Below are 19,128 nucleotides of genomic sequence, written 5' to 3'. Positions count from 1 at the left end.
TGTGAATGATAGTATTTAAGTTGTCGCTGCAAAAAATTGGGATCAACATGAGCGGCAGATCCGATATCTGAATGACGACTATCCTTGTCCTGCGGTCGTAAAGGCATAATCGCCTGTTGGTATCCACATTTCTGAACCTGATTTAGAATCGATCAGGCGCTGTAGTAATTCAAATGCCGTCTTTCTAGGTAGATGGAACCGGCTGGGGAACCAACCTATTCCTTCACCACAGCAGGGGCAGGCCTCGGGCGCATGGTACCGAGCTTCAACTTGAGTGCTAAGGCAGTCAGGTGTCCTTGCGTAAAACCCGCTATCGCTGCCTGGCGTTTGGAGCGTGCATACGGCATAAATTTCGGTAAATGAGAAATTTAGGTTTTCACCTAAGTCATTTACCAAAAATACATGACCGTTCGGTTCACGCATGGCCAGCTTTATTGCTTCATCGATGCTGGTAGCCGCATGGCCGTCATAGAAGTTCGGTTCGAGTGTCCAGGGTGAATCGGATGTCATGATCTTGTCAGAGCCCTTGGCAGTGAGTAGATCATTGTTGCTAGCGTAAAAAATGTCGCCGGTTGCTATCTGGTTTCGATGCGTTTTTATGGCTTGGCGTGACTCAACTGAAAGTTTGGCGCAAATTGCGCACGCGCCTTCATTCTTAATTGCTGTTGCCAGCAAGATCATGCTGCCACACTCGTTGCATTGAATGCGGTCGTAGCCAGTTGTCGATCCGTTAGGTGTATGCGATAACGAGTTGAATGGATTTTTTCCGCGAATAAGCGAAATCAATGAGTTAAGCCAGCGTCTGGTTTGCCACTCTTTCATCATCTAGTTGCTGTTTGTTGGTCGTGGGGCTGTTTATAAGATGAACGCGCATGTGCCACCTAAGGCTTTCATTTCCCAAAGAGTCGGGAAAAGAAGCCTTTTTTGGAAGGCTGCGATTCCATTTTTTGCTTTTCAATTGCCTCGTTCAGTTGTACCGCTACAGCTTTACTATAAAGAAGGGCTCCCTCTGGGTTGCAGTTGAACAGATTCGACAAGCTGCGGCTCGCGTCTAGATCCAGTGGGTTGGGCTCGACAATCTCAGATGCTTCGATAAGGCCAAAGCCATTCTCAATCGCATCATCTACCGCTTTCCAGAAAATATCCAAACGTTCATGTGAGAAGGTTTCATCCATTTTTGCTCTTACATGTGGTGCCGTTTGGTAGTCTGCACGTAATTTTCTAAGTGCTGCGTGAGGCAAATAAACACCACCGCAGTAATTTTCTGTTAACTGGTTTTCGATCTTTTTTTCCCAATAGGCTTCAGGAATCAGCGTTTTCCAGTCGCCTAAATACGTCGCCATTACAGCGTCGTCTACAAGGAATGAAAATGCGCCGCCCCTTATGTAGTGGTGCTTTCTTAAAAAACCTAAAATGATCGCTACATAAAAGGCATGCCCTTTGTTAAAGGGAGTGTCTTCGTCTAGGGTGCGCGCTTCTTCAAATCTCATTCTCAGTTGCTCAGCATAGAATTCATCGACGCTGAACGTCTCAATAATGGAGTTGATATGATTCGGATCGGTAAGCCCTTGAAAGTAAAGTGAGCGAATTTCGTCGGCTCCGATCGGGTGATAAGTAATATCCCATCCCATATACTGCTCCTTTGATAGCTTTATCTTGTCGCCTTCGAGGTCCGCCGCCTATGAGCTTCTCGCACCTGCGTAGTTAGCGAGTAGGCCAATGACGTTTTCTATCGCCCTCGCAAGCTGCGGCATCCAAAATACTTCCGAGTTGCCACTGCTCCAATTCTCAGCCAAGTTCGCGAGGCCTCTAAGGTTGTGCTCCCATGTGCTGCGCTGCTCAGAAGGTCACTGTCGGTGCTTCTTGGCACCCTCCCATACATACCGCTCCCCACCACCAAAATAACGCCACTCGCCGTAAAACTCCGTGAAGCGGTCATCGAAGTTGAGTTCGAGATCTCCGTAGCCGTATTTGTCTATCCACACGCACTTAAGGAGCAGAGTGTGCAGCGGCTTACAATCTTTGAGCCGGCCTTTGGTTTCGCCATCCTGGTCGGTCAGGACATAGCTGCCGGACAGGGTATCTTTGGTGCTCCAGCGCAGGGAGGTGACCACGTTGTCCAGCTTGCCGGCGTTTTCGATCTGGCCCTCGTAATCGCCTGCCATATTCGGCTTGGCGGCAACAGCCAGGGCTGGGCAGCAGGTAATAAGCAAAGCGAAAAGGGCGGTCGGGCTTGGAGCTAAGCCATGCCGCTTGGCGATGCGAGGGGGGATGGTGGGCAACATTCCTTGTTTTCTCACAGCTCAGATCCGGGTTGAGCGTTTGGCGTTTCGGTGACGGGTTATGGGCCGTCAGCGCCTAGTTGGGAGTGGCAAGACACTACTCGGCTTGTACCTGGTCTGTCTATCTCGAGCAGGCTCGCGTCGATACAAAAACGCCCACTGGCCAAGCTGGCGCAGTGGGCGTTTGTTAGAGGGGGCTTAAACCCGCTCAGCCCACATATCGTATTCATCGGCATCGACGATGCGCACACGCACCTTGTCACCGGGCTGGAAGTCGGTGCCTTCGATGAACACGCTACCGTCGATTTCCGGGGCGTCGGCCCAGGAGCGGGCGACGGCGCCCTGGTCGTCGACTTCGTCGATCAGCACGTCCATTTCGCGGCCGATCTTCATCTGCAGGCGTGCGGTGCTGATGGCTTGTTGGTGGGCCATGAAGCGATCCCAGCGGTCCTGTTTGACGTCATCGGGCACGATGTCCACGTCCAGGTCATTGGCCGGTGCGCCTTCCACCGGCGAGTACTGGAAGCAGCCGACGCGGTCGAGCTGGGCTTCGGTCAGCCAGTCGAGCAGGTACTGGAAGTCTTCTTCGGTTTCACCTGGGAAGCCGACAATGAAGGTCGAACGGATGGTCAGGTCCGGGCACTGTTCGCGCCAGGACTTGATACGCGCCAGGGTACGGTCTTCGAAGGCCGGGCGCTTCATCAGCTTGAGTACGCGCGGGCTGGCGTGCTGGAAAGGGATGTCCAGGTACGGCAGCAGCTTGCCGGCGGCCATCAGCGGGATGATGTCGTCGACGTTGGGGTATGGGTACACGTAATGCAGGCGCACCCACACGCCCATGCTGGAGAGCGCTTCGCAAAGCTCTTTCATGCGCGTCTTGACCGGCTGGCCGTTCCAGAAGTCGGTCTTGTACTTGAGGTCGACGCCGTAGGCGCTGGTGTCCTGGCTGATGACCAGCAGCTCCTTGACGCCGGCCTTGACCAGGCGCTCGGCCTCGCCCAACACGTCGCCCACCGGGCGGCTGACCAGCTTGCCGCGCATCGACGGGATGATGCAGAAGCTGCAGCTGTGGTTGCAGCCTTCGGAAATCTTCAGGTAGGCGTAATGGCGCGGCGTGAGCTTGATGCCCTGCGGCGGCACCAGGTCGATCAGCGGGTTGTGGTCCTGGCGCGGCGGCACCACGTCGTGCACCGCGTTGACCACCTGCTCGTATTGCTGCGGGCCGGTGACCGACAGCACGCTGGGGTGCACGTCACGTATGCTGCCTTCTTCGACGCCCATGCAGCCGGTGACGATGACCTTGCCGTTTTCCTTGATCGCCTCACCGATCACTTCCAGCGACTCGGCCTTGGCGCTGTCGATGAAGCCACAGGTGTTGACCACCACGACGTCGGCGTCCTGGTAGGTCGGCACGACCTCATAACCTTCCATGCGCAGCTGGGTGAGGATGCGCTCGGAGTCAACGAGAGCCTTCGGGCATCCGAGGCTGACAAAGCCGACTTTCGGCGTGGCGGTGGTGGTCATGCGGGCGAACCTCAGGCTAGGCGATGCGGGCGCTGGGGCGCCTCTGATCAAAAAGTGCGCAATTCTAGCGGCGCGCGCGTGACTTTGCCAGCACTGCCGGTAGGCCGTGCCACCCGTGTGTCGGCAGGTAATTGCCATTTCGGGCCTTTGCTACGCTGTGCTCACAACAACCACAAGAGATGTTCGCCCATGTTCGCCAGAATCACTTCGCTGAGCGTCAACCTGGTTCAACGCTACCTGCCATCGCCGTTCGTGTTTGCCCTATTGCTGACGTTGTTGGTGTTGCTGCTCGGCATGGCCACCACTGGCCAGAGCCTGGTGCAGATGACGCGACACTGGGGCAACGGCCTCTGGGGCCTGCTGATGTTCACCATGCAGATGGCGCTGGTGCTGGTTACCGGCCATGCACTGGCGAACGCGCCGGCGGTCAGCCGCTTGCTCGATCGGTTGGCGCGTATTCCGCGTTCACCGGGGCAGGCGATCATATTCGTCACGCTTGTGGCCATGCTCGCTTCGCTGATCAACTGGGGCTTCGGCCTGGTCGTCGGCGCGGTGTTCGCGCGGGCCCTGGCGCGTCAGGTCAAAGGCGTGCATTACCCATTGCTGGTGGCCGCTGCCTATTCGGGTTTTCTGGTCTGGCATGGCGGCTTGTCGGGTTCGATCCCGTTGTCACTGGCCACTGGCGGCGCTGATCTTGAGCGCATGACCGGCGGCGCGCTGACCGCAGCGGTTGGCGTGGAACACACGCTGTTCTCCACGTTGAACCTGGCGATCATCGCCATGCTGGTGATTGGCGCGCCGCTGTTGAATCGCGCCATGCAGCCTGCCACACCGACGGTTGCCGACCCTGCCTTGCTGGTCGACCCGCCGGCGCCCCACGTGCCGCGCGAAACCGGCGCTCAGCGCCTGGATGACAGCCGCATTCTTGGCCTGCTGCTGGTAGCCATGGCGGCCGTCTACTTCGGTTTTCATTTTGCCGAGAACGGTTTTGGCCTGACGCTCAATCTGGTGATCGGCATGTTCCTGTTCGCCGGGCTGCTGGCCCACGGCTCGCCTGAGCGCTATGCCCGTGCGGTGCAGGGGAGCGTCAGCGGCATCAGCGGGATCATCATCCAGTTTCCGTTCTATGCCGGCATCATGGGCATGATGGTGGGCGCCAGCCCCGAGGGCGAAGTGTTGGGCCGGCAGATAACCGACCTGTTTATCGCCTGGTCGACGGCTGACAGCTTCCCGGTACTGGCATTCCTGAGTGCCGGGTTGCTGAACGTGTTCATCCCGTCCGGTGGCGGCCAATGGGCGGTGCAGGGGCCGATCATGCTGCCGGCCGGGCAAGCGCTCGGTGTAGCGCCGGAAGTCACCGCGATGGCGATTGCCTGGGGCGATGCCTGGACGAACATGATACAGCCGTTCTGGGCCTTGCCGCTGCTGGCCATCGCCGGGCTGGGCGCGCGGGACATCATGGGCTACTGCCTGATCATGCTGTTGTATTCGGGCGTGGTCATCGCCGGCGCCTTCTATTTCCTGGGGTGATCGCACAAGTGCCCGCAGCCGGTTTGCAGCCGGCTGCCGGGGCTATCGGTGCGTTGCCTGTTGGCGTTTCTGAATGGCGGCGATCAGGCGTTCGGCCAGTGCCGGGTAATCCTTGTCGTAATGATGGCCGCCTGGCAGCTGCAGCTTTTCGCCAACGGCCTGCGGCTGGGTGCAGCCACTCTGCAAGGCTTCTTCGGTGCCGTAGACGCACAGCACCTTGTCGGCCGGCAGCTTGACCAGCTCCGGGCCGGTCGCCGCTTCGGTTGCATCCTTGCCCAGCCAGCCCTGGACGCGGATCTCGAACGCGCCGCTGCGCGCCAGGGCCAGCAGCAGCACGGCATCGACCTGCTGCTTGTCGCTGTCGGGCAGGTGGTTGTAGAGCGCAGGCATCACATCGGCGCCGAAGGAGTAGCCGATCAGCACGAAGCGCTTGGCGTGCCATTTCTCGCGGTATTGGCGCATCAGCTCGGAGAGGTCGCTGGCGGCCTGCTCCGGGCTCTTGCGTTGCCAGAAATAGCGCAGGGTGTCGACACCGACCACCGGGTAGCCGCGCTCGGCCATCTGTTCGGCCACGGCTTTGTCCAAGTCGCGCCAGCCGCCGTCGCCGGAGTAGAACAGGCTCACCGTATCGCCAGGCTGGGCAGCTGGCACTTCGACCACTGGCAGATCATCGCTGGCGCCCTGCAGCAGGCGGCGCAGCTGCGTCATCAGCAGGGTCTTGGGTTCGGTCTGGTAATCACCGATTAAAGTTTCGGCGTTGGCCTGCTGGCGCACGAAACGGGCGCTGGCGTCATCCGGATTGTCGTTCCAAACGGCCAGCCAGTGGCCATGGGCACTGCTTGCAGGGGGCGCAGTGGCGCAATCGGGCTTGGCGAGCGAAAAGCCGACGGACAGGGCCTGGGCCTTGTCGTCGTTCTGCGTGGCGAGCCAGCGCCAGGCGAGCATGGCGCCAGTATCGCTGCCTGCCACCAGGTCGGTCGATCCGCCGAGCGTCGCGCTGGCTTCTTGCAGGCGCTTGGCCTGGTCCTCGCAGCTCTTCTGTGTGGGCTGATACTGACCGATCGCGGCGTGGTTGGATTGCGCCAGTTCCAGCAACTCGGCGTCGCTCAGTTGTTGATCGACAGGCAGCGCCAACAGCACGCGACGTTGCACCGTACCGCCGGGCGTGGCCAGCAGCAGGTCACCGCCCGAGGCCAATGGATGGCGTGTCAGGCTGGGCTCAGGCGCGGGCCGCAGCCAGTGATAAAGGCCGCCCGCCAGCAGGGCGAGCAGCAGGAGGACGAGCGGCAGCAAGCGTTTGGCAGTGCGAGTCATCAGCGTTTCACCAGTCCGGTAAAGCCGCCTGCGATCAGCGCGGCGGTGTCGGTCAGCGCCACCAGCGGGTCGAGCCCCGCGGGCACGGCCATGTAGCGAGGCTCCCAGTCCGGCTGGAACTTGTCCTTGAAGCGGCGCAGGCCCTGGAAGTTGTAAAACGCCTCACCGCGCTGAAACACCAGCGCACCCAGACGCTGCGCCAGTGGCGCGCCACGACGAGGCTGCAGGCCGGACAGCGGCACCATGCCCAGGCTGAAGCGGGCGAAGCCGGCCGCCTTGAAATGCAGAATCAGGCCGAGCATGAGAAATTCCATGGTCAGCTTCGGTGCGTCTGGCAGCACGCGCATCAGGTCGAGGGTGGCGAGGTCGCGGCTGTCGGTTTCCAACAGGTTGGCAAAGGCCACGGCACGGCCTTCGACCCGCGCCACGACGATGCGGAAGTGGCGCAGGTAGGCGGGGTCGAAGCGGCCCAGGGAGAAGCCTTTCTCGCGCATCTGCTTGCCGTTCAGCCAGGCATCGGAGATCGCACGCAGTTCGTCGAGCGGCGCTTCACCGGGTGCGAAGAATTCCAGCACCAGGCCATCGCGCTGCCCACGGTTCCAGGTGTAGCGCAGGTCCTTCATGGTCTTGCCGGTGCTTTCCAGCTCGAAGCGGTTGAGGTCGACCCGGGCTTCTTCGCCCAGCTTGATGGCGGTCAGGCCGATGTCCATGTACAGCGGCAGGTTTTCGGCGCGCACCTGGTAGAAGACCGGGCGCGTGTGGTGGCGGTCGCAGAGGTCGCGAAACTGCCAGACCAGCTCGGCACGTCGCTGCGTTGTGCCAATCGGGTCGAACAGCGCGACCATGCTGCGCGCGCGCCGCGCATACATCAGAAAGGCATCGCCCTCTGGGTGTACCAATAGTGCTTTGTCGCCGGTCAGCGCCAGGCCGCCGTCGGCCTGATCGGAGGCCTTGACGATGCGCGCAGCGCGGTCCAGTTCTTCGCTGTCGGGCAGGGCGATGGCCGGTGGTGCGGCCCGTAGCAGCCAGGCGAGAAACACCACGCTGAGCACCAGCACGCAGCCCAGTGCCGCCCGCAGGCCGCGTGGGGCATCGGCATTCACCGCGAACTGCCACCACAGCTGATGTTCGTACGGCACATTCTGATAGGCGAAGAACAGTAGCCAGATCGAAGCGCCGAGCACGCAGGCGCTGGCCGCCAGGTGCCAGGGCGAAAAGGGCAGTTCCATGATGCGGCTGGGGCGATAGAAATACGGGCGGAACAGCGCCAGCAGGCCCGCGGTGATGCTCAACAGCAGGGCTTCCTCCCAGTCGAAGCCCTTGAGCAGCGACAACACGGCGCCGGTGACCAGCAGCCCCAGGGTCATCGCCCAGGCCGCGGAGAGGCGGCGACGCAGCCCTTGTGCCAGCAACAGGCAGAGCAGGCCGATCAGGCTGGCGCCAAAGTGCGAGGCGTCGATCAGCCTGTGCGGAATGAGAAAGTCGAGAATTTCCAGGCGCTCGTCCAGGCTTGGCGTGGCGCCAGAGAACAGCAGCACCATCCCGGAGATGAACACCAGCAAGGCCAGGATGGGCGCCGCCAGGCCGCTCGCCGCACGGATGGCCTGGCGCGCGTCGACCAGGCGGCGCAGCTCCATGGCCAGCAACAGCAGGCAGGCCACCAGCAGAGGCAGCACGATATAGATGAGGCGATAGAGCAGCAGGGCGGCCGCGAGGGGCGCAGCACCGAGGTCGTTGGCGAAGGCCGCCAGCAGCACCGCCTCGAATACGCCGACCCCGCCGGGCACATGGCTGAGCACCCCGGCTGCCAGTGCCAGCAGGTACACCAGCAGGAAGGTAGTGAAGGGCGGTGCTTCGGGGAGTAGCAGATACAGCACGCCAGCGGCGGCGCTGACGTCGACCAGGGTGATCAGCACCTGCAGCAGCGTCAGCCGCGTATCGGGCAAACGCAGCAGGTGCCGATGCACACGCACGGTCACGCAGCCCGGCGCGGGGCGCTCTGCGAGTCGGGCGCGATGCACCGCCAGGAGCAGCGCGCCGCCAAGCGCCAGCAGCATCACGCAAATGGCGATCAGCAGCGGTGTCGGCAGGTGCAGCGCTGTCGCCGCAGCAGTGGGGGCGGCGAGCGCTGCGAGTGCCGCCAATAACGGCAGGGCGCAGCCCAGCGACAGGCTGGCGAATACCGTCATGCGGGCTATTTCGCCGGCGCCGATGCCATGCCGGGCGTACAGGCGATAACGGATCGAGCCACCCGAGAGCATCGACAGGCCGACCGCATTGCCGATGGCGAACGCGCAGAAACCGCCGGTTGCCAGCGTGCGAGCTGGAAGGCTGACGGCGGCGTAGCGGCTTGCTGACCATTCGTAGCCGAGCAGGGCGATGAAGCCGAGGACGGTCAGGCCGACTGCGCCAAACAGGTTGGCGGCCGGCACGGCCAGAATGGAGGCATGCAGCGCGCTGGGGTCGAGCTCATCGAGCAGGTGCCGGCAGGCTAGCAGCGCGACCACGAACAGCAGCAGCGCTGCCCCTAGCCCCAAAGGCTGGCGGTATCGATCGAGGCGCTGTCGCCATAGCAGGAGTTGGGATTTGGGCAGGGACGGTTGGGCAGTAGCGTCGGAGCTGGCGCGCATCGGATACCTCTTGGGTAGTGCGGCTCAGATTGTAAGGCAGAAGCCAAGTTTCTTTGTGTGACAAATAATGTATGGGTACAGGCGAACCGCTTCAAGGTGTCGTGCCTGACGTCATGAAGATTTATCTGCAAGAAGGATAGTGGCTGATAGCCGTTGTGCCGGGCAGTCAAATTTCGAGCGCCCACAAACAAAAGCCCCGACAGCGAGGCTATCAGGGCTTTCGTTTCGAAGGTGGTTGCGGGAGCCGGATTTGAACCGACGACCTTCGGGTTATGAGCCCGACGAGCTACCAGACTGCTCCATCCCGCGGCGGCAATTCTATATAAAAACGCGCTTCTGTCAATCGATTTCTGCTTTCTAATCAATTAGTTAAATCGACAGGGCGGAAAAACAAAAAGGCCACTCGATTGAGTGGCCTTTTTGAGTATCTGGTTGCGGGAGCCGGATTTGAACCGACGACCTTCGGGTTATGAGCCCGACGAGCTACCAGACTGCTCCATCCCGCGCCGGCAATTCTATACAAGTAAGCTTCTCTGTCAACCACTTTGTGCTTTTCAATCAAATAGTTAGTCGACAGGCGGAAAGCAAAAAGGCCACTCGATTGAGTGGCCTTTCTGAGTATCTGGTTGCGGGAGCCGGATTTGAACCGACGACCTTCGGGTTATGAGCCCGACGAGCTACCAGACTGCTCCATCCCGCGGTCGCCATTCTATTCATTTGAAACATGTTGTCAACGCTTATCTCGGAAAAACTGTTTTCCGTTCAATCGGTTAGCGTTGATCAGCAAGCGGGTCGAGCGATGCAACCCCTGCCATGCGGGGCTTTCAGGCGGTTTCGCGGCGCTAAGGCGCATGGCAGATAAAACCATCCGGTTGGCGGGGCAGGCTGGAAGGCTGTTCTTTTATACAGTAAGGTGCCCATCCCATCGTCGCTCGGCCGCCTGCGTGGTCGTCCAGCTCTCTCGTTTTCAGGTTTATGGCGCAGCGAAAGATCATTCACGTCGACTGTGACGCCTTTTATGCCTCGGTCGAAATGCGCGACAACCCGGCGCTGGCCGACAAGCCGATGGCAGTGGGTGGCTCGGCGGATCGGCGTGGGGTTATCGCCACCTGCAACTATGAAGCGCGGGCGTATGGGGTGCGCTCGGCGATGGCTTCCGGGCACGCGCTGAAGCTGTGCCCGGACCTGCTGATCGTCAAGCCGCGCTTCGATGTGTACCGCGGCGTTTCGCGAGAAATCCACGCGATCTTTCGCGATTACACCGACCAGATCGAACCGCTGTCGCTGGACGAGGCCTTTCTCGACGTGTCGCACTGCGAGCATTTTGGCGGCAGCGCCACGCGTATCGCCCAGGACATTCGCCGCCGTGTGTCCAGCGACCTGCATATCACCGTGTCGGCAGGCGTGGCGCCGAACAAGTTCCTGGCCAAGATCGCCAGCGACTGGCGCAAACCCAACGGGATATTCGTGATTACGCCGGATCAGGTCGAGGATTTCGTTGCCGAGTTGCCCGTCAACAAGCTGCATGGCGTCGGCAAAGTCACCGCCGACAAGCTGACACGCCTCGGTATACGCACCTGCAGTGACCTGCGCGAATGGAACAAGCTGCGCCTGGTGCGTGAGTTCGGCAGCTTTGGCGAGCGCTTGTGGAACCTCGCCCACGGCATCGACGAGCGCGTGGTGCAGACCGACAGCCGCCGCCAGTCGATGAGCGTGGAAAACACCTACGATCAGGATCTGCCGGACCTGCAGGCCTGCCTTGAACAGTTGCCCGCATTGCTGGAAGAACTGGAGCGGCGCATGACCCGCCTGGACGGCAGCTACCGGGCCGGCAAACCCTTCGTCAAAGTGAAGTTTCACGACTTCACCCAGACCACCCTGGAACAGGCCGGTGCGGCGCGTGATCTGGACAGTTACCGTGTGCTGCTGACCAACGCCCACGCACGCGGCAATCGCCCGGTGCGCTTGCTGGGCGTGGGCGTGCGGTTGCAGGATTTACGTGGTAAGCACGAGCAGTTGGATCTCTTTACGCCGCCAGAGCCCTAGCCGCATGGCCACAGCCGCGCGCGCCGGAGGCGATGCTCTTACCCGATTGCGTTTTGTAGGAGCCGCGACCCCGCGGCGAATGGTGGCCGCAGCGCCATCATTGCAGCACGACCACGCCCGTTCGCGCCGAGGGCGACGCTCCTACGCGATTACGATTTTTGTAGGAGCCGCGCCCCCGCGGCGAATGGTGATATCCCCACCGTCAGCAGTTAGAAACTGCTGCTGTCGCAGCGAACTCGGCCTCTGTTGCTTATTCGTCAGGCCACAGCCGGAGCGGTTTGCCACTGGCCGGCCATAGTCGCAGTTGCTCGATGGGCGAGATATCCCAGCGTTCGATGGTGCCGAGGCTCTGCAGAAAACGACTTTCCTGTTCCATCAATGCCGGCGCACACATCTTGCGGGTGCTGCCGGCCTCGCTGAAGGACAGCGTGTCGCCGTCACGCTGGTAGTTGGCGAACCAGTGGTTGCAGCCGGCGTTGCCGTAGGCACGGCCGTCTTCACCCAGGGTGATGGTCAGGTGGCTGTTGTCGATCAGCGGGCGTTCGCCAATCCATTCGACGCGGTACACGCGTTCGGTCTCCAGTTGCACCGGTTTGCCAGCGCAGCCGGCAAGGGCCGCGGTCAGCAAGCCCAGGGCGAGTAACGGTTTCATCAGGCCTCCTTCTTCAGGCACGCGGGGCAGAGGTGCTTGCCCTCCTGTTTGCGCCAGCCGAGTTCCGCAAGGCGAGCATCGGCGGCAGGCGTCTGGGCTTTCTTGCCCAGTGCACTGTCGACCGCGAATTCGAAGTCCAGTTGCTTGCCGCAGCTGTCGCAGGTGACCTGCCAGTTGAAAATCGACAGCTCGGTGAAGGCCGGCCCGTGTGCCACCGCTACCCATTGGCCTGGCGGGTTGATCAGGTGGCGAACCTTGTCGACCTGCAGGCGCATGTTCAGGTCGCGGCTGCCCTTGAGGCTGACCACCAGGGTGTCGGCGTTCTTGATCGAGCCGCCGTTGCCGGTGACCTGATAGCGGCCGGGAGCCAGGGCGCGGCACTCGATCAGCGTGTGTTCGGGATTGAGCAGGTTGTAGCGGAAATCGTGTTCGGCCATGGTTCCTCCGGATAAGGAGGGCATTCTAACAGGCCGGGATGGAGGAGGGCGGGCAGCGAAAATAGCTGCCCGGGTCGATCATGCCGCCGGAAAGATCTCCCGCAGCGCTGCGCGGTAGTAATCGAACGCCGCGACGGCGCCGCCGACCGCTTCCGCGCGCTGTGCTTCGCTCAGTTCAAGGCCATCGAGCAGGGCGACGAACTGACGCCAGTGCAGGCCGCGGCCAATCGGATGGGCAGCCAGGTGGCGGGCGCCGCGCTCGGCATCGAGGCCGATCTGCTGGGTTTCCTTGAACAGGAAGGCCGCGCCCAGGTTCGAGCCCTCGCTGCAGTACAGCCAGCCCAGCGCCGCATGGGGGCTGCCGGGAACCACCGCTGGCGGTGTCGGCGGCACCGGTAACTGCAGGTCGTCGAGGTCTCTGCAGACCGCCTCGAACCGCGGCAGTTCGCTCAGGCCCGGCAGCAGACGATTGAGCTCGATATCGTCGTACAGTGCGTCGATGGCGCCGTGAAACCGGTGCTGCAGGCACAGGAAGTAACCGTAGCGCTCCAGGCTTTCAAATGGCCGGCACTGCATGACCAGGGCGTCGACGCTGTCGTGATCGCGGCTGGTGCCGGCTTTCAGGCATTTGGTCAGGGGCAGTTGCGCAGTGGGTTGGGCGATGGCTGTCATCGTTTGGCTTCCGGTGAAAGGTTCTCAATGCCATTGATGATGGCGAGAACCCAGGTGTGGAACAATCAGCGGATCATTAAGAACGCTTAACCGTTCAAAATGCCGACTCGCGGATCACGATGGTCAGCACCTGACGCCAGGCCTGCATCAACGGACTGCGGGCATCGCCACTGATCGAGGCATTGCCGCGCAGGGTGATCGGCAGGCTGTCAGCCTGGCTGTCCAGTGGCCGCAACTGCACACGATACAGCGCCTGTTCGGGGATCGGTACACGCTCATCGTCGAGCTTTGCCGCAAGCGCGCCCTGGTAGACGGAGGCGAGCTCCGGTGCCGCGCTGAGCTGGCGCACCGCGGTCTGGCCGATATCCTCGACTTGCAAGAGGCGGCGTGGTCGCCCGGGGTCTTCGGGCAGGAACCAGGCCTGGGCGCCAACCTGCAGGCGCTCTCGATCCGCCTCGGCGACGAACGCTTCGACCCGCTCGCTCCCCGTATCGGCGACGGTACCCAGCCATTCGCCGGCAGGCAACCATTCGCCCTCGGACAGGGCCGCAGGGCTATCGACCAGCACGCCGTCGAAGGGCGCCTTGACCTGCAACTGGGCCATTCGCTCCTGCAAGGCAATACGCCGCTCCAGCGCCACCTGTAACTCTTCCCGGGCGATTGCCTGGCGGGCGGCGCCTTCGCTGGCGCGAACCTGCAGGCTGCTTTGCTGGCGCAGGCGCTCGATTTCCCGCTCAAGGCCCTGGAAGTCGTGCTGCAGCTGCGCCGAGTGCAGGCGAAACAGTGTTTGCCCGGCACGCACCGGTTCGCCCGGCTGCACCGCTATACGCTCCAGCCTGGCACCCGCCGGGGTGAGCAGTATCGCCTGTCGTTCCGCGCGCAACAGGGCGGGCGCCTCGATCCGGCTTCGCCAGGGCCAGGCCAGTAGAAACAGTGCGACCAGCAATACGCTGGCGCAGATCAGGGTGTTGCGGTTCACGCGGTAGTCCTTGCGGCGTTGGTGCCAGTGGTGCAGCTCGCCGATGATCGGGCGAAGGATGAAATGCCCGATCTCGACGATGAACAGCAGCATTCCGAGCAGCTTGAAGGCGAAGTGATAGACCAGCAGGGCGATGCCCAGAAACAGGAAGAAGCGGTACACCCAGGTGGCGAATGCGTAGCCCAGCAGCACGCGCCGTAGCGCCGGCGCGAAGTATTCGGGGGGCGCATCGCCAAAGCCGAAAAGGGTTTCGCGCATGTGCCAGCGGGCGAGCGCGAAGGCGCGCTCCTGCAGGTTGGGTACGTCGAGCAGGTCGGAGAACAGGAAGTAGCCGTCGAAGCGCATCAGCGGATTGAGATTCACCGCAAGGGTGAGTATCCAGGTGGTGCTGGCCAACATGAATGCCGCGCTGCGCAGCATGCCATCCGGTAGAAAGCTCCAGGCCAGGGTGGCCCAGGCGGCCAGGCACAGTTCCACGCCCATGCCGGCAGCGCCGATGGCCATCCGTTGTCGTCGTGAGGTGAGCCGCCAGGCGCCGCTGGCGTCGGTGTAGAGTACTGGCCACAGGACCAGGAAGGCCACGCCCATGGTCGGCACTCGGCAGCCGTAGCGCTTGCAGGTGTAGGCGTGCGCGAACTCGTGGAGCACCTTGGTCAGGCTCAGCGTGACGGCAGCCAGTAGTGCGCCTTCCAGGCTGAAGAAATGCAGGAAGGTATGCACGAAGCTGTCCCATTGGCGGGTCGCCAGGTACAAGCCGACCGCTGCCGCCATGAGCGTAGCGAGTGCGAAGGTGCGGCTGAACAACGGGGCGATGTAGCGATAACTGCACGACAGGAAGCGGTCCGGGCGAAGCAGTGGAATGCGGATCGACAAGTAGTTGCTCAGCAACCAGGTGCTCCAACCACTGCTCTTGCCTGCTTCGCCGCGTGTGCGCAGGTCGGCCAGGGCGGCGTCCCCGCTGACGTCGACCAATTGCATGCTGCGTAGAAACTGCGTGAACGCGTCGACGTCCTCGCTGCTCAGTGCCAGGGTGGTTTCCCTGCTCACCGCTTCGGCAATGGCCCGGGCACTGCCCATCTGCCAGCGGGCAAGAATTTCCGCTTCCGCCCAGCCGATCCGGTAGAAGCGCCCACGGGGAAGGTCTTCGAGCGTCCAGCTTGGTGCGCCGTCCCGCGAACGAGGCCCTGGGTGCAGGCGCAAACTGCGGCGCAGGTCGGGCAGGGCGAGTGGTGCGTTCATCTACCAGCCCAGGTGGACGCGCAGCGCGGCCAGGGGACGACGCAGCAGGTAGTGAATCAGCAGGGTACGTTCGCCATACAGCTTGGCCGTGCCCTTGAGGCCGACACGCAGGCGCGGATCGGCCTCGTTGAAGCCTGCCTGCAGGCGGTAAGCCATGCCACCGTCCGCGCTGGGCGAGGCACGGTAGCCATAGCGTTCGAGGCTGGCGGGGAGCGGGCTGCCCGGTTGGCTGTTGAGAAACAGCAGCACGTCGGCAGCCGGCTCCAGCGCGATGGCATCGGCCACCGGCAGCTGTATTTCCAGCTGAGCGTCGTGGGGGGCGGCGATCTGCATGATGCGTTCACCGAGGGCCACCGGCCGGCCGATCCAGTCACCGGGGTCGTCGAAGATCGCCACCCCATCACGGGGCGCCAGGATCAGGCTGCGCTGCAGATTGTCATCAAGAAAAGCCAGGTCAGCGCGGGCCTGGTCCCGACGGGTGATCAATTCGGCCAGGGCGGCCTTGGCGCGTTCGTCGAACAATGCTTGCTGGCGAGTCTGGCGCAACTGGGCGTCGGCTGCTGCGAAGGTTTGCCGGGACGATTCCAGTCGGTTTTCCAGCTCGCGCTTGTCCAACTGCACCAACGCCTCTCCGCTTTTCACCACCTGATTGGGTTGCACCAGAATGCGTTCGACCACTGCCTGCAAGGGCGCACGCAGCACCGCCGGGTTGCGTGGCATGATTTCAGCCGGGGCCAGTACCGTTTGATGCACCGGCAGCAAGGCAATCGCCAGCGCCAGGGCGCAAGCGACCAGCGCGACTCGCCTTGGGCGCTTGCGCAGTTGGCTGACCAGCGAGCGTTTCCTGCCCCCCAGGAGGCAGGCCCAGGCGTGGCCGTAAGCGTCCTGCAGCAGTTCCAGCAGTGCCCGCTCCGGGCGCGCCAGCACCTGTTCGCGGCTGAGCAGCAGGCTGCCAAGCGCATGGCCGTCACGGTCCTGCAGGGGCAGGCGCAGCAGGTTGGGCGCCAGGTACTCCGGCCACTCGCCCTGCAGTGCGCCGGGGGCGTCGGTGGCGCGCAGATCACGCAGTTCGGCTGCCCAGGGCTGGGTATCCCAGTCGCTACAGAGGCGGCCGAGGAACAGCATCAGCGGTGCATTGGCTTCCACCTGGGCGAGCCCGGAACAGGCGCTTATACGGCGTGTGTCGGCATCCCACAGAAAGGCCTCCTGATAGTCAAGCAGCTGGCGGGTATCGTTGACCATCAGGAAGCCAAGGCCAGCCGCGTCGCGCTGGGCGCGGGCGCGACGCTCGAGTTGCAGCAACAGCGCCATGCGCTCGGCGCGTCTGTCAGGCAGGGCGGTGACAGTGGCGTTCATGAACCGTCTGCCGGTGGTTGCAGCAGCGCGACACCGCTCATTCCCGGAAGCAAGCCGGCGCTCTCTCCCGTGATGCGCGCGAACACCTTGAGCGATTGGCTGAGTGGGTCGATGGCCGCACCGAGGCGTTCGATCTGCGCGCGATAGCGTTGCCCGGTTTCGTCCAGTTGTACCTCGAACTGGACGCCGGGCTTGAGCCAGGACATCCAGGCCGAGGGAGCGATCAGTTCCAGTTGATAGGCGCTGTCGTCGTAGATCGCCAGTAACTCGGTGCCTTCGGCGACATGCTGGAAGCGCTGCGCCATGCGCTGCGAAACGCGCCCGGCAAAGGGCGCATCCAGGTTGCAGCGTTTCAGCAGGGCGCGGCCCACGCCGCTTTCCGCCTGGGCCACAGCCATGTCGGCCTGGGCCTGGGCGACCTCGGCCTGGCTGATGGACTCCAGGGCATCGAGGCGCTTGGCGACGTCGAGCTTCTTCTGCGCACCACGCTGCACCGCTTCACTGCGGTTGAGCTGGGCGCGCTGCACCGAACAGTCGAAGGCGGCCAGGCGCTGGCCTTCCTTGAAGCGATCACCTTCCTTGACGGCCAGATCGGTGAGCTTGCCGCTGAGCTCGCTGGACAGCACCGTCTGGCGGATCGGGCTGAGCTGCACACGCAGCTCGCTGCTCGCCTCATCGGCATGGGCGAGGTTGGCTGCCGTGGCGATCAGGATCGCCAGCACTCCGGGCCACAAACGCTCCGTTGCAAGCGGCTGGTCAGCGGGCATTGGCCTGCTCCACCGGAACCAGTTCGGCGCCTCGCAACGAGCCGAGGCTTTCCCACATATCCAGGCGCAGCGTATTGGCTTGCGGCTGTGCACGCTGGGTCACCAGAGGTGCGCCTGGCGCCGCAGCCGTCACCAGCGGCGTGGCGGCGCCGTAAGGAACCTGCTGGGCAGCGGCGATGCCGGCGGGCACGGCGCCCTGGCCCTGGTTGAGGCGCATGGCGTTGCCCGCGATGGCGCGGGTCAGCTCATCGACGCTGCTGCCAGCGATACGTGCAGGCAGCGGATCGAGACCGGCGGCCTGGTAAACGGCGCCGTGAGCGACCTGCAGTTCGGCGAAAGCACGGTCGCGGGTGCGCGTTGCCAGTACCGTTTCGGTGGCGGTGCGCACGCGTTCCAGGCGGCTCTGCGCCTGGCTGGAGAATGCGCTTTCGCTCTGCCGGAAAATGCCGCGTTGCACCTGCTGCAGTTCGTTGGAGCGGGCGAACACCTGGCTGGAACGCTCGTACTCGCGCCAGGCCACGTTGACCTGGGTGAGTACCGCCATGCGCATGGCCTGGCGGCGCAGCTCGGCGACCTGCAGGCGGGTTTCGCCGGTTTTCCTGATGGCCGGGTAAGCCAGGACGTTGAACAGGTTCCAGCTCACCTGCATGCCGGCATCGGCCCAGTTGTCGTTGACCAGGTAACTGTTGCTGTCGTAATTGGCGCCGACGAACAGGTTGGCGCCCGGCAGCAGCTTGAGCATGGCGGCACGGGTTTCCAGCACGGCATTGCGTGCCTGATAGCTTTCGCTGCGGATCTCCGGGCGCTCGGTCATGGCGGTCACTTCAAGATCCGCCAGGTTGTAGGCCAGAGCCGGTTGGGCGTAGCTCGATTCTTCCGGCAGTACCAGGCTGAACGCGGTCGCTGGCGGCAGGTTCATCAGGCTGGCCAGGCGCGCTTTGGACACCGCCAGTTCGCCTTCCACCACCTCGAGCTGGCGGATCATTTCCAGCAGACTCTTCTGGTAACGCAGCGATTCCAGTGGTGCGACCAGGCGTTGGCGTTCGGTCTGCCGGGCCTGGTCCAGGGCGCCGCGGGCATCACTCAGCGCGCGTTGCACGTCCGGCTGCAGGCGCTCGGCACTGGCAGCCTGCCAATAGGCGTCACGGACCTGCTGAACGATATCGGCGACCACCTTGCGGCGCGCCTCTTCGGCGGCCAGCACCTTGTTGGCCTGGGCCTTGGCGCTGAAGTAGCTGACCCCGAAATCGAGCACGTTCCACGACAGGCGCAGGTTGGCGTCGCGGCTTGCGCGATCGCTGCTGGTCGACGGCTCCAGGGATTGCCGCCCGGTGGTGACCGATTCGCTGGACGAGCCGGCGACATTGTCGCGTCCCTTCCACCCTGCGCTGACTGCCAGTTGAGGCAGCAGGCTGAGGTTGGCGACGCTCAGGCTGTTGTCTTCCAGGGCTCGCTGCATCAGGCCGAGGCGCTGTTGCAGGTTGTACTTCACGGCGCGGGCCATGGCTTCGTCCAGACCGATGGCGCGCGTCACTGGTTCCTGATTGTCGAACATGGCGCTGCGGTCTTTCCGGGCGTCGGCCAGTTGTTGCTCGGGGGTCAGTACTTGCGGGGTGACGGCGCAGGCGCTCAGGCCCAACGCGGCGCAGGCGACGGCCAGACGCAGGGTGCAGCGGTCGAAGGTTATGCGGTTCATTGAT

15 protein-coding genes and 3 tRNA genes are annotated in these 19,128 nt (G+C 62.8%); 2 read left to right on the top strand and 16 right to left on the bottom strand.

Annotated elements, in window-relative coordinates:
• Positions 1–78: 78 nt before the first annotated feature.
• The 4 genes from ACZ0AV_RS06965 to rimO all read right to left on the bottom strand — a co-directional run bounded on the left by ACZ0AV_RS06965 (position 79) and on the right by rimO (position 3,806).
• Positions 79–822, bottom strand: coding sequence for a hypothetical protein (locus ACZ0AV_RS06965; RefSeq protein ID WP_499150360.1), 744 nt, complete (start codon positions 820–822; stop codon positions 79–81).
• Positions 823–890: 68 nt separating this feature from the next.
• Positions 891–1,631, bottom strand: coding sequence for a hypothetical protein (locus ACZ0AV_RS06960; protein ID WP_499150359.1), 741 nt, complete (start codon positions 1,629–1,631; stop codon positions 891–893).
• 216 nt (positions 1,632–1,847) lie between these two features.
• Positions 1,848–2,285, bottom strand: coding sequence for a hypothetical protein (locus tag ACZ0AV_RS06955; protein WP_499150358.1), 438 nt, complete (start codon positions 2,283–2,285; stop codon positions 1,848–1,850).
• A 195-nt stretch (positions 2,286–2,480) separates the two neighbouring features.
• On the bottom strand, positions 2,481–3,806 hold the full coding sequence (gene rimO / locus ACZ0AV_RS06950) for a 30S ribosomal protein S12 methylthiotransferase RimO (RefSeq protein WP_499150357.1): 1,326 nt from the start codon (positions 3,804–3,806) through the stop codon (positions 2,481–2,483).
• Positions 3,807–3,995: 189 nt separating this feature from the next.
• Here rimO and ACZ0AV_RS06945 point away from each other — a divergent pair, with 189 nt between their 5' ends.
• Complete coding sequence (locus ACZ0AV_RS06945; protein WP_499150356.1) at positions 3,996–5,336, top strand: short-chain fatty acid transporter; 1,341 nt, start codon at positions 3,996–3,998, stop codon at positions 5,334–5,336.
• 42 nt (positions 5,337–5,378) lie between these two features.
• On the opposite strand, the gene ACZ0AV_RS06940 is transcribed toward ACZ0AV_RS06945, so the two are convergent.
• From ACZ0AV_RS06940 to ACZ0AV_RS06920, 5 genes are all read right to left on the bottom strand, one after another.
• A complete protein-coding gene (locus ACZ0AV_RS06940) occupies positions 5,379–6,650 on the bottom strand; it encodes a virulence factor family protein (RefSeq protein WP_499150355.1) in 1,272 nt (423 codons plus the stop codon).
• Positions 6,650–9,280, bottom strand: a complete 2,631-nt coding sequence (gene mprF / locus ACZ0AV_RS06935) for a bifunctional lysylphosphatidylglycerol flippase/synthetase MprF (protein ID WP_499150354.1) — start codon at positions 9,278–9,280, stop codon at positions 6,650–6,652. Before mprF ends, ACZ0AV_RS06940 begins: the two co-directional genes overlap by 1 nt.
• A gap of 232 nt (positions 9,281–9,512) precedes the next feature.
• Positions 9,513–9,589: transfer RNA gene (locus ACZ0AV_RS06930), tRNA-Met, on the bottom strand.
• 120 nt (positions 9,590–9,709) lie between these two features.
• Positions 9,710–9,786, bottom strand: a tRNA-Met gene (locus ACZ0AV_RS06925).
• Between the two features lie 117 nt (positions 9,787–9,903).
• Positions 9,904–9,980: transfer RNA gene (locus tag ACZ0AV_RS06920), tRNA-Met, on the bottom strand.
• 275 nt (positions 9,981–10,255) lie between these two features.
• On the opposite strand from ACZ0AV_RS06920, the gene dinB reads away from it, so the two are divergent.
• Positions 10,256–11,326: a DNA polymerase IV gene (dinB, locus tag ACZ0AV_RS06915; RefSeq protein WP_499150353.1), complete on the top strand. Its 1,071-nt coding sequence runs from the start codon at positions 10,256–10,258 to the stop codon at positions 11,324–11,326.
• A 250-nt stretch (positions 11,327–11,576) separates the two neighbouring features.
• On the opposite strand, the gene ACZ0AV_RS06910 is transcribed toward dinB, so the two are convergent.
• From ACZ0AV_RS06910 to ACZ0AV_RS06880, 7 genes are all read right to left on the bottom strand, one after another.
• A complete protein-coding gene (locus ACZ0AV_RS06910) occupies positions 11,577–11,978 on the bottom strand; it encodes an META domain-containing protein (RefSeq protein WP_499150352.1) in 402 nt (133 codons plus the stop codon).
• Entirely contained in the window at positions 11,978–12,415 is a 438-nt protein-coding gene (locus tag ACZ0AV_RS06905) for a hypothetical protein (RefSeq protein WP_499150351.1), read from the bottom strand. Before ACZ0AV_RS06905 ends, ACZ0AV_RS06910 begins: the two co-directional genes overlap by 1 nt.
• Positions 12,416–12,493: 78 nt before the next feature.
• The gene (locus ACZ0AV_RS06900) at positions 12,494–13,087 is read right to left on the bottom strand and encodes a biliverdin-producing heme oxygenase (protein WP_499150350.1); all 594 of its coding nucleotides are present in this window, start codon (positions 13,085–13,087) and stop codon (positions 12,494–12,496) included.
• 94 nt (positions 13,088–13,181) lie between these two features.
• Positions 13,182–15,305: a hypothetical protein gene (locus tag ACZ0AV_RS06895; RefSeq protein ID WP_499150349.1), complete on the bottom strand. Its 2,124-nt coding sequence runs from the start codon at positions 15,303–15,305 to the stop codon at positions 13,182–13,184.
• A complete protein-coding gene (locus ACZ0AV_RS06890) occupies positions 15,306–16,661 on the bottom strand; it encodes an efflux RND transporter periplasmic adaptor subunit (RefSeq protein ID WP_499150348.1) in 1,356 nt (451 codons plus the stop codon).
• Positions 16,658–17,428 (bottom strand): efflux RND transporter periplasmic adaptor subunit, encoded by a 771-nt coding sequence (locus ACZ0AV_RS06885; RefSeq protein ID WP_499150347.1) that lies wholly within the window; start codon positions 17,426–17,428, stop codon positions 16,658–16,660. The genes ACZ0AV_RS06890 and ACZ0AV_RS06885 overlap by 4 nt, the downstream gene beginning before the upstream one ends.
• Positions 17,418–19,124, bottom strand: coding sequence for a TolC family protein (locus tag ACZ0AV_RS06880; RefSeq protein WP_499150346.1), 1,707 nt, complete (start codon positions 19,122–19,124; stop codon positions 17,418–17,420). The genes ACZ0AV_RS06885 and ACZ0AV_RS06880 overlap by 11 nt, the downstream gene beginning before the upstream one ends.
• Between the last annotated feature and the right edge of the window lie 4 nt (positions 19,125–19,128).

The organism is Pseudomonas sp. AC532 (assembly GCF_979258965.1).
This window is presented reverse-complemented; position numbering and strand designations above follow the sequence as displayed.

Coding starts and splice junctions, on each gene's coding strand:
- ACZ0AV_RS06965 (WP_499150360.1), bottom strand. CDS start 822: ATGAAAGAGTGGCAAACCAGACGCTGGCTTAACTCATTGATTTCGCTT.
- ACZ0AV_RS06960 (WP_499150359.1), bottom strand. CDS start 1,631: ATGGGATGGGATATTACTTATCACCCGATCGGAGCCGACGAAATTCGC.
- ACZ0AV_RS06955 (WP_499150358.1), bottom strand. CDS start 2,285: ATGTTGCCCACCATCCCCCCTCGCATCGCCAAGCGGCATGGCTTAGCT.
- rimO (WP_499150357.1), bottom strand. CDS start 3,806: ATGACCACCACCGCCACGCCGAAAGTCGGCTTTGTCAGCCTCGGATGC.
- ACZ0AV_RS06945 (WP_499150356.1), top strand. CDS start 3,996: ATGTTCGCCAGAATCACTTCGCTGAGCGTCAACCTGGTTCAACGCTAC.
- ACZ0AV_RS06940 (WP_499150355.1), bottom strand. CDS start 6,650: ATGACTCGCACTGCCAAACGCTTGCTGCCGCTCGTCCTCCTGCTGCTC.
- mprF (WP_499150354.1), bottom strand. CDS start 9,280: ATGCGCGCCAGCTCCGACGCTACTGCCCAACCGTCCCTGCCCAAATCC.
- dinB (WP_499150353.1), top strand. CDS start 10,256: ATGGCGCAGCGAAAGATCATTCACGTCGACTGTGACGCCTTTTATGCC.
- ACZ0AV_RS06910 (WP_499150352.1), bottom strand. CDS start 11,978: ATGAAACCGTTACTCGCCCTGGGCTTGCTGACCGCGGCCCTTGCCGGC.
- ACZ0AV_RS06905 (WP_499150351.1), bottom strand. CDS start 12,415: ATGGCCGAACACGATTTCCGCTACAACCTGCTCAATCCCGAACACACG.
- ACZ0AV_RS06900 (WP_499150350.1), bottom strand. CDS start 13,087: ATGACAGCCATCGCCCAACCCACTGCGCAACTGCCCCTGACCAAATGC.
- ACZ0AV_RS06895 (WP_499150349.1), bottom strand. CDS start 15,305: ATGAACGCACCACTCGCCCTGCCCGACCTGCGCCGCAGTTTGCGCCTG.
- ACZ0AV_RS06890 (WP_499150348.1), bottom strand. CDS start 16,661: ATGAACGCCACTGTCACCGCCCTGCCTGACAGACGCGCCGAGCGCATG.
- ACZ0AV_RS06885 (WP_499150347.1), bottom strand. CDS start 17,428: ATGCCCGCTGACCAGCCGCTTGCAACGGAGCGTTTGTGGCCCGGAGTG.
- ACZ0AV_RS06880 (WP_499150346.1), bottom strand. CDS start 19,124: ATGAACCGCATAACCTTCGACCGCTGCACCCTGCGTCTGGCCGTCGCC.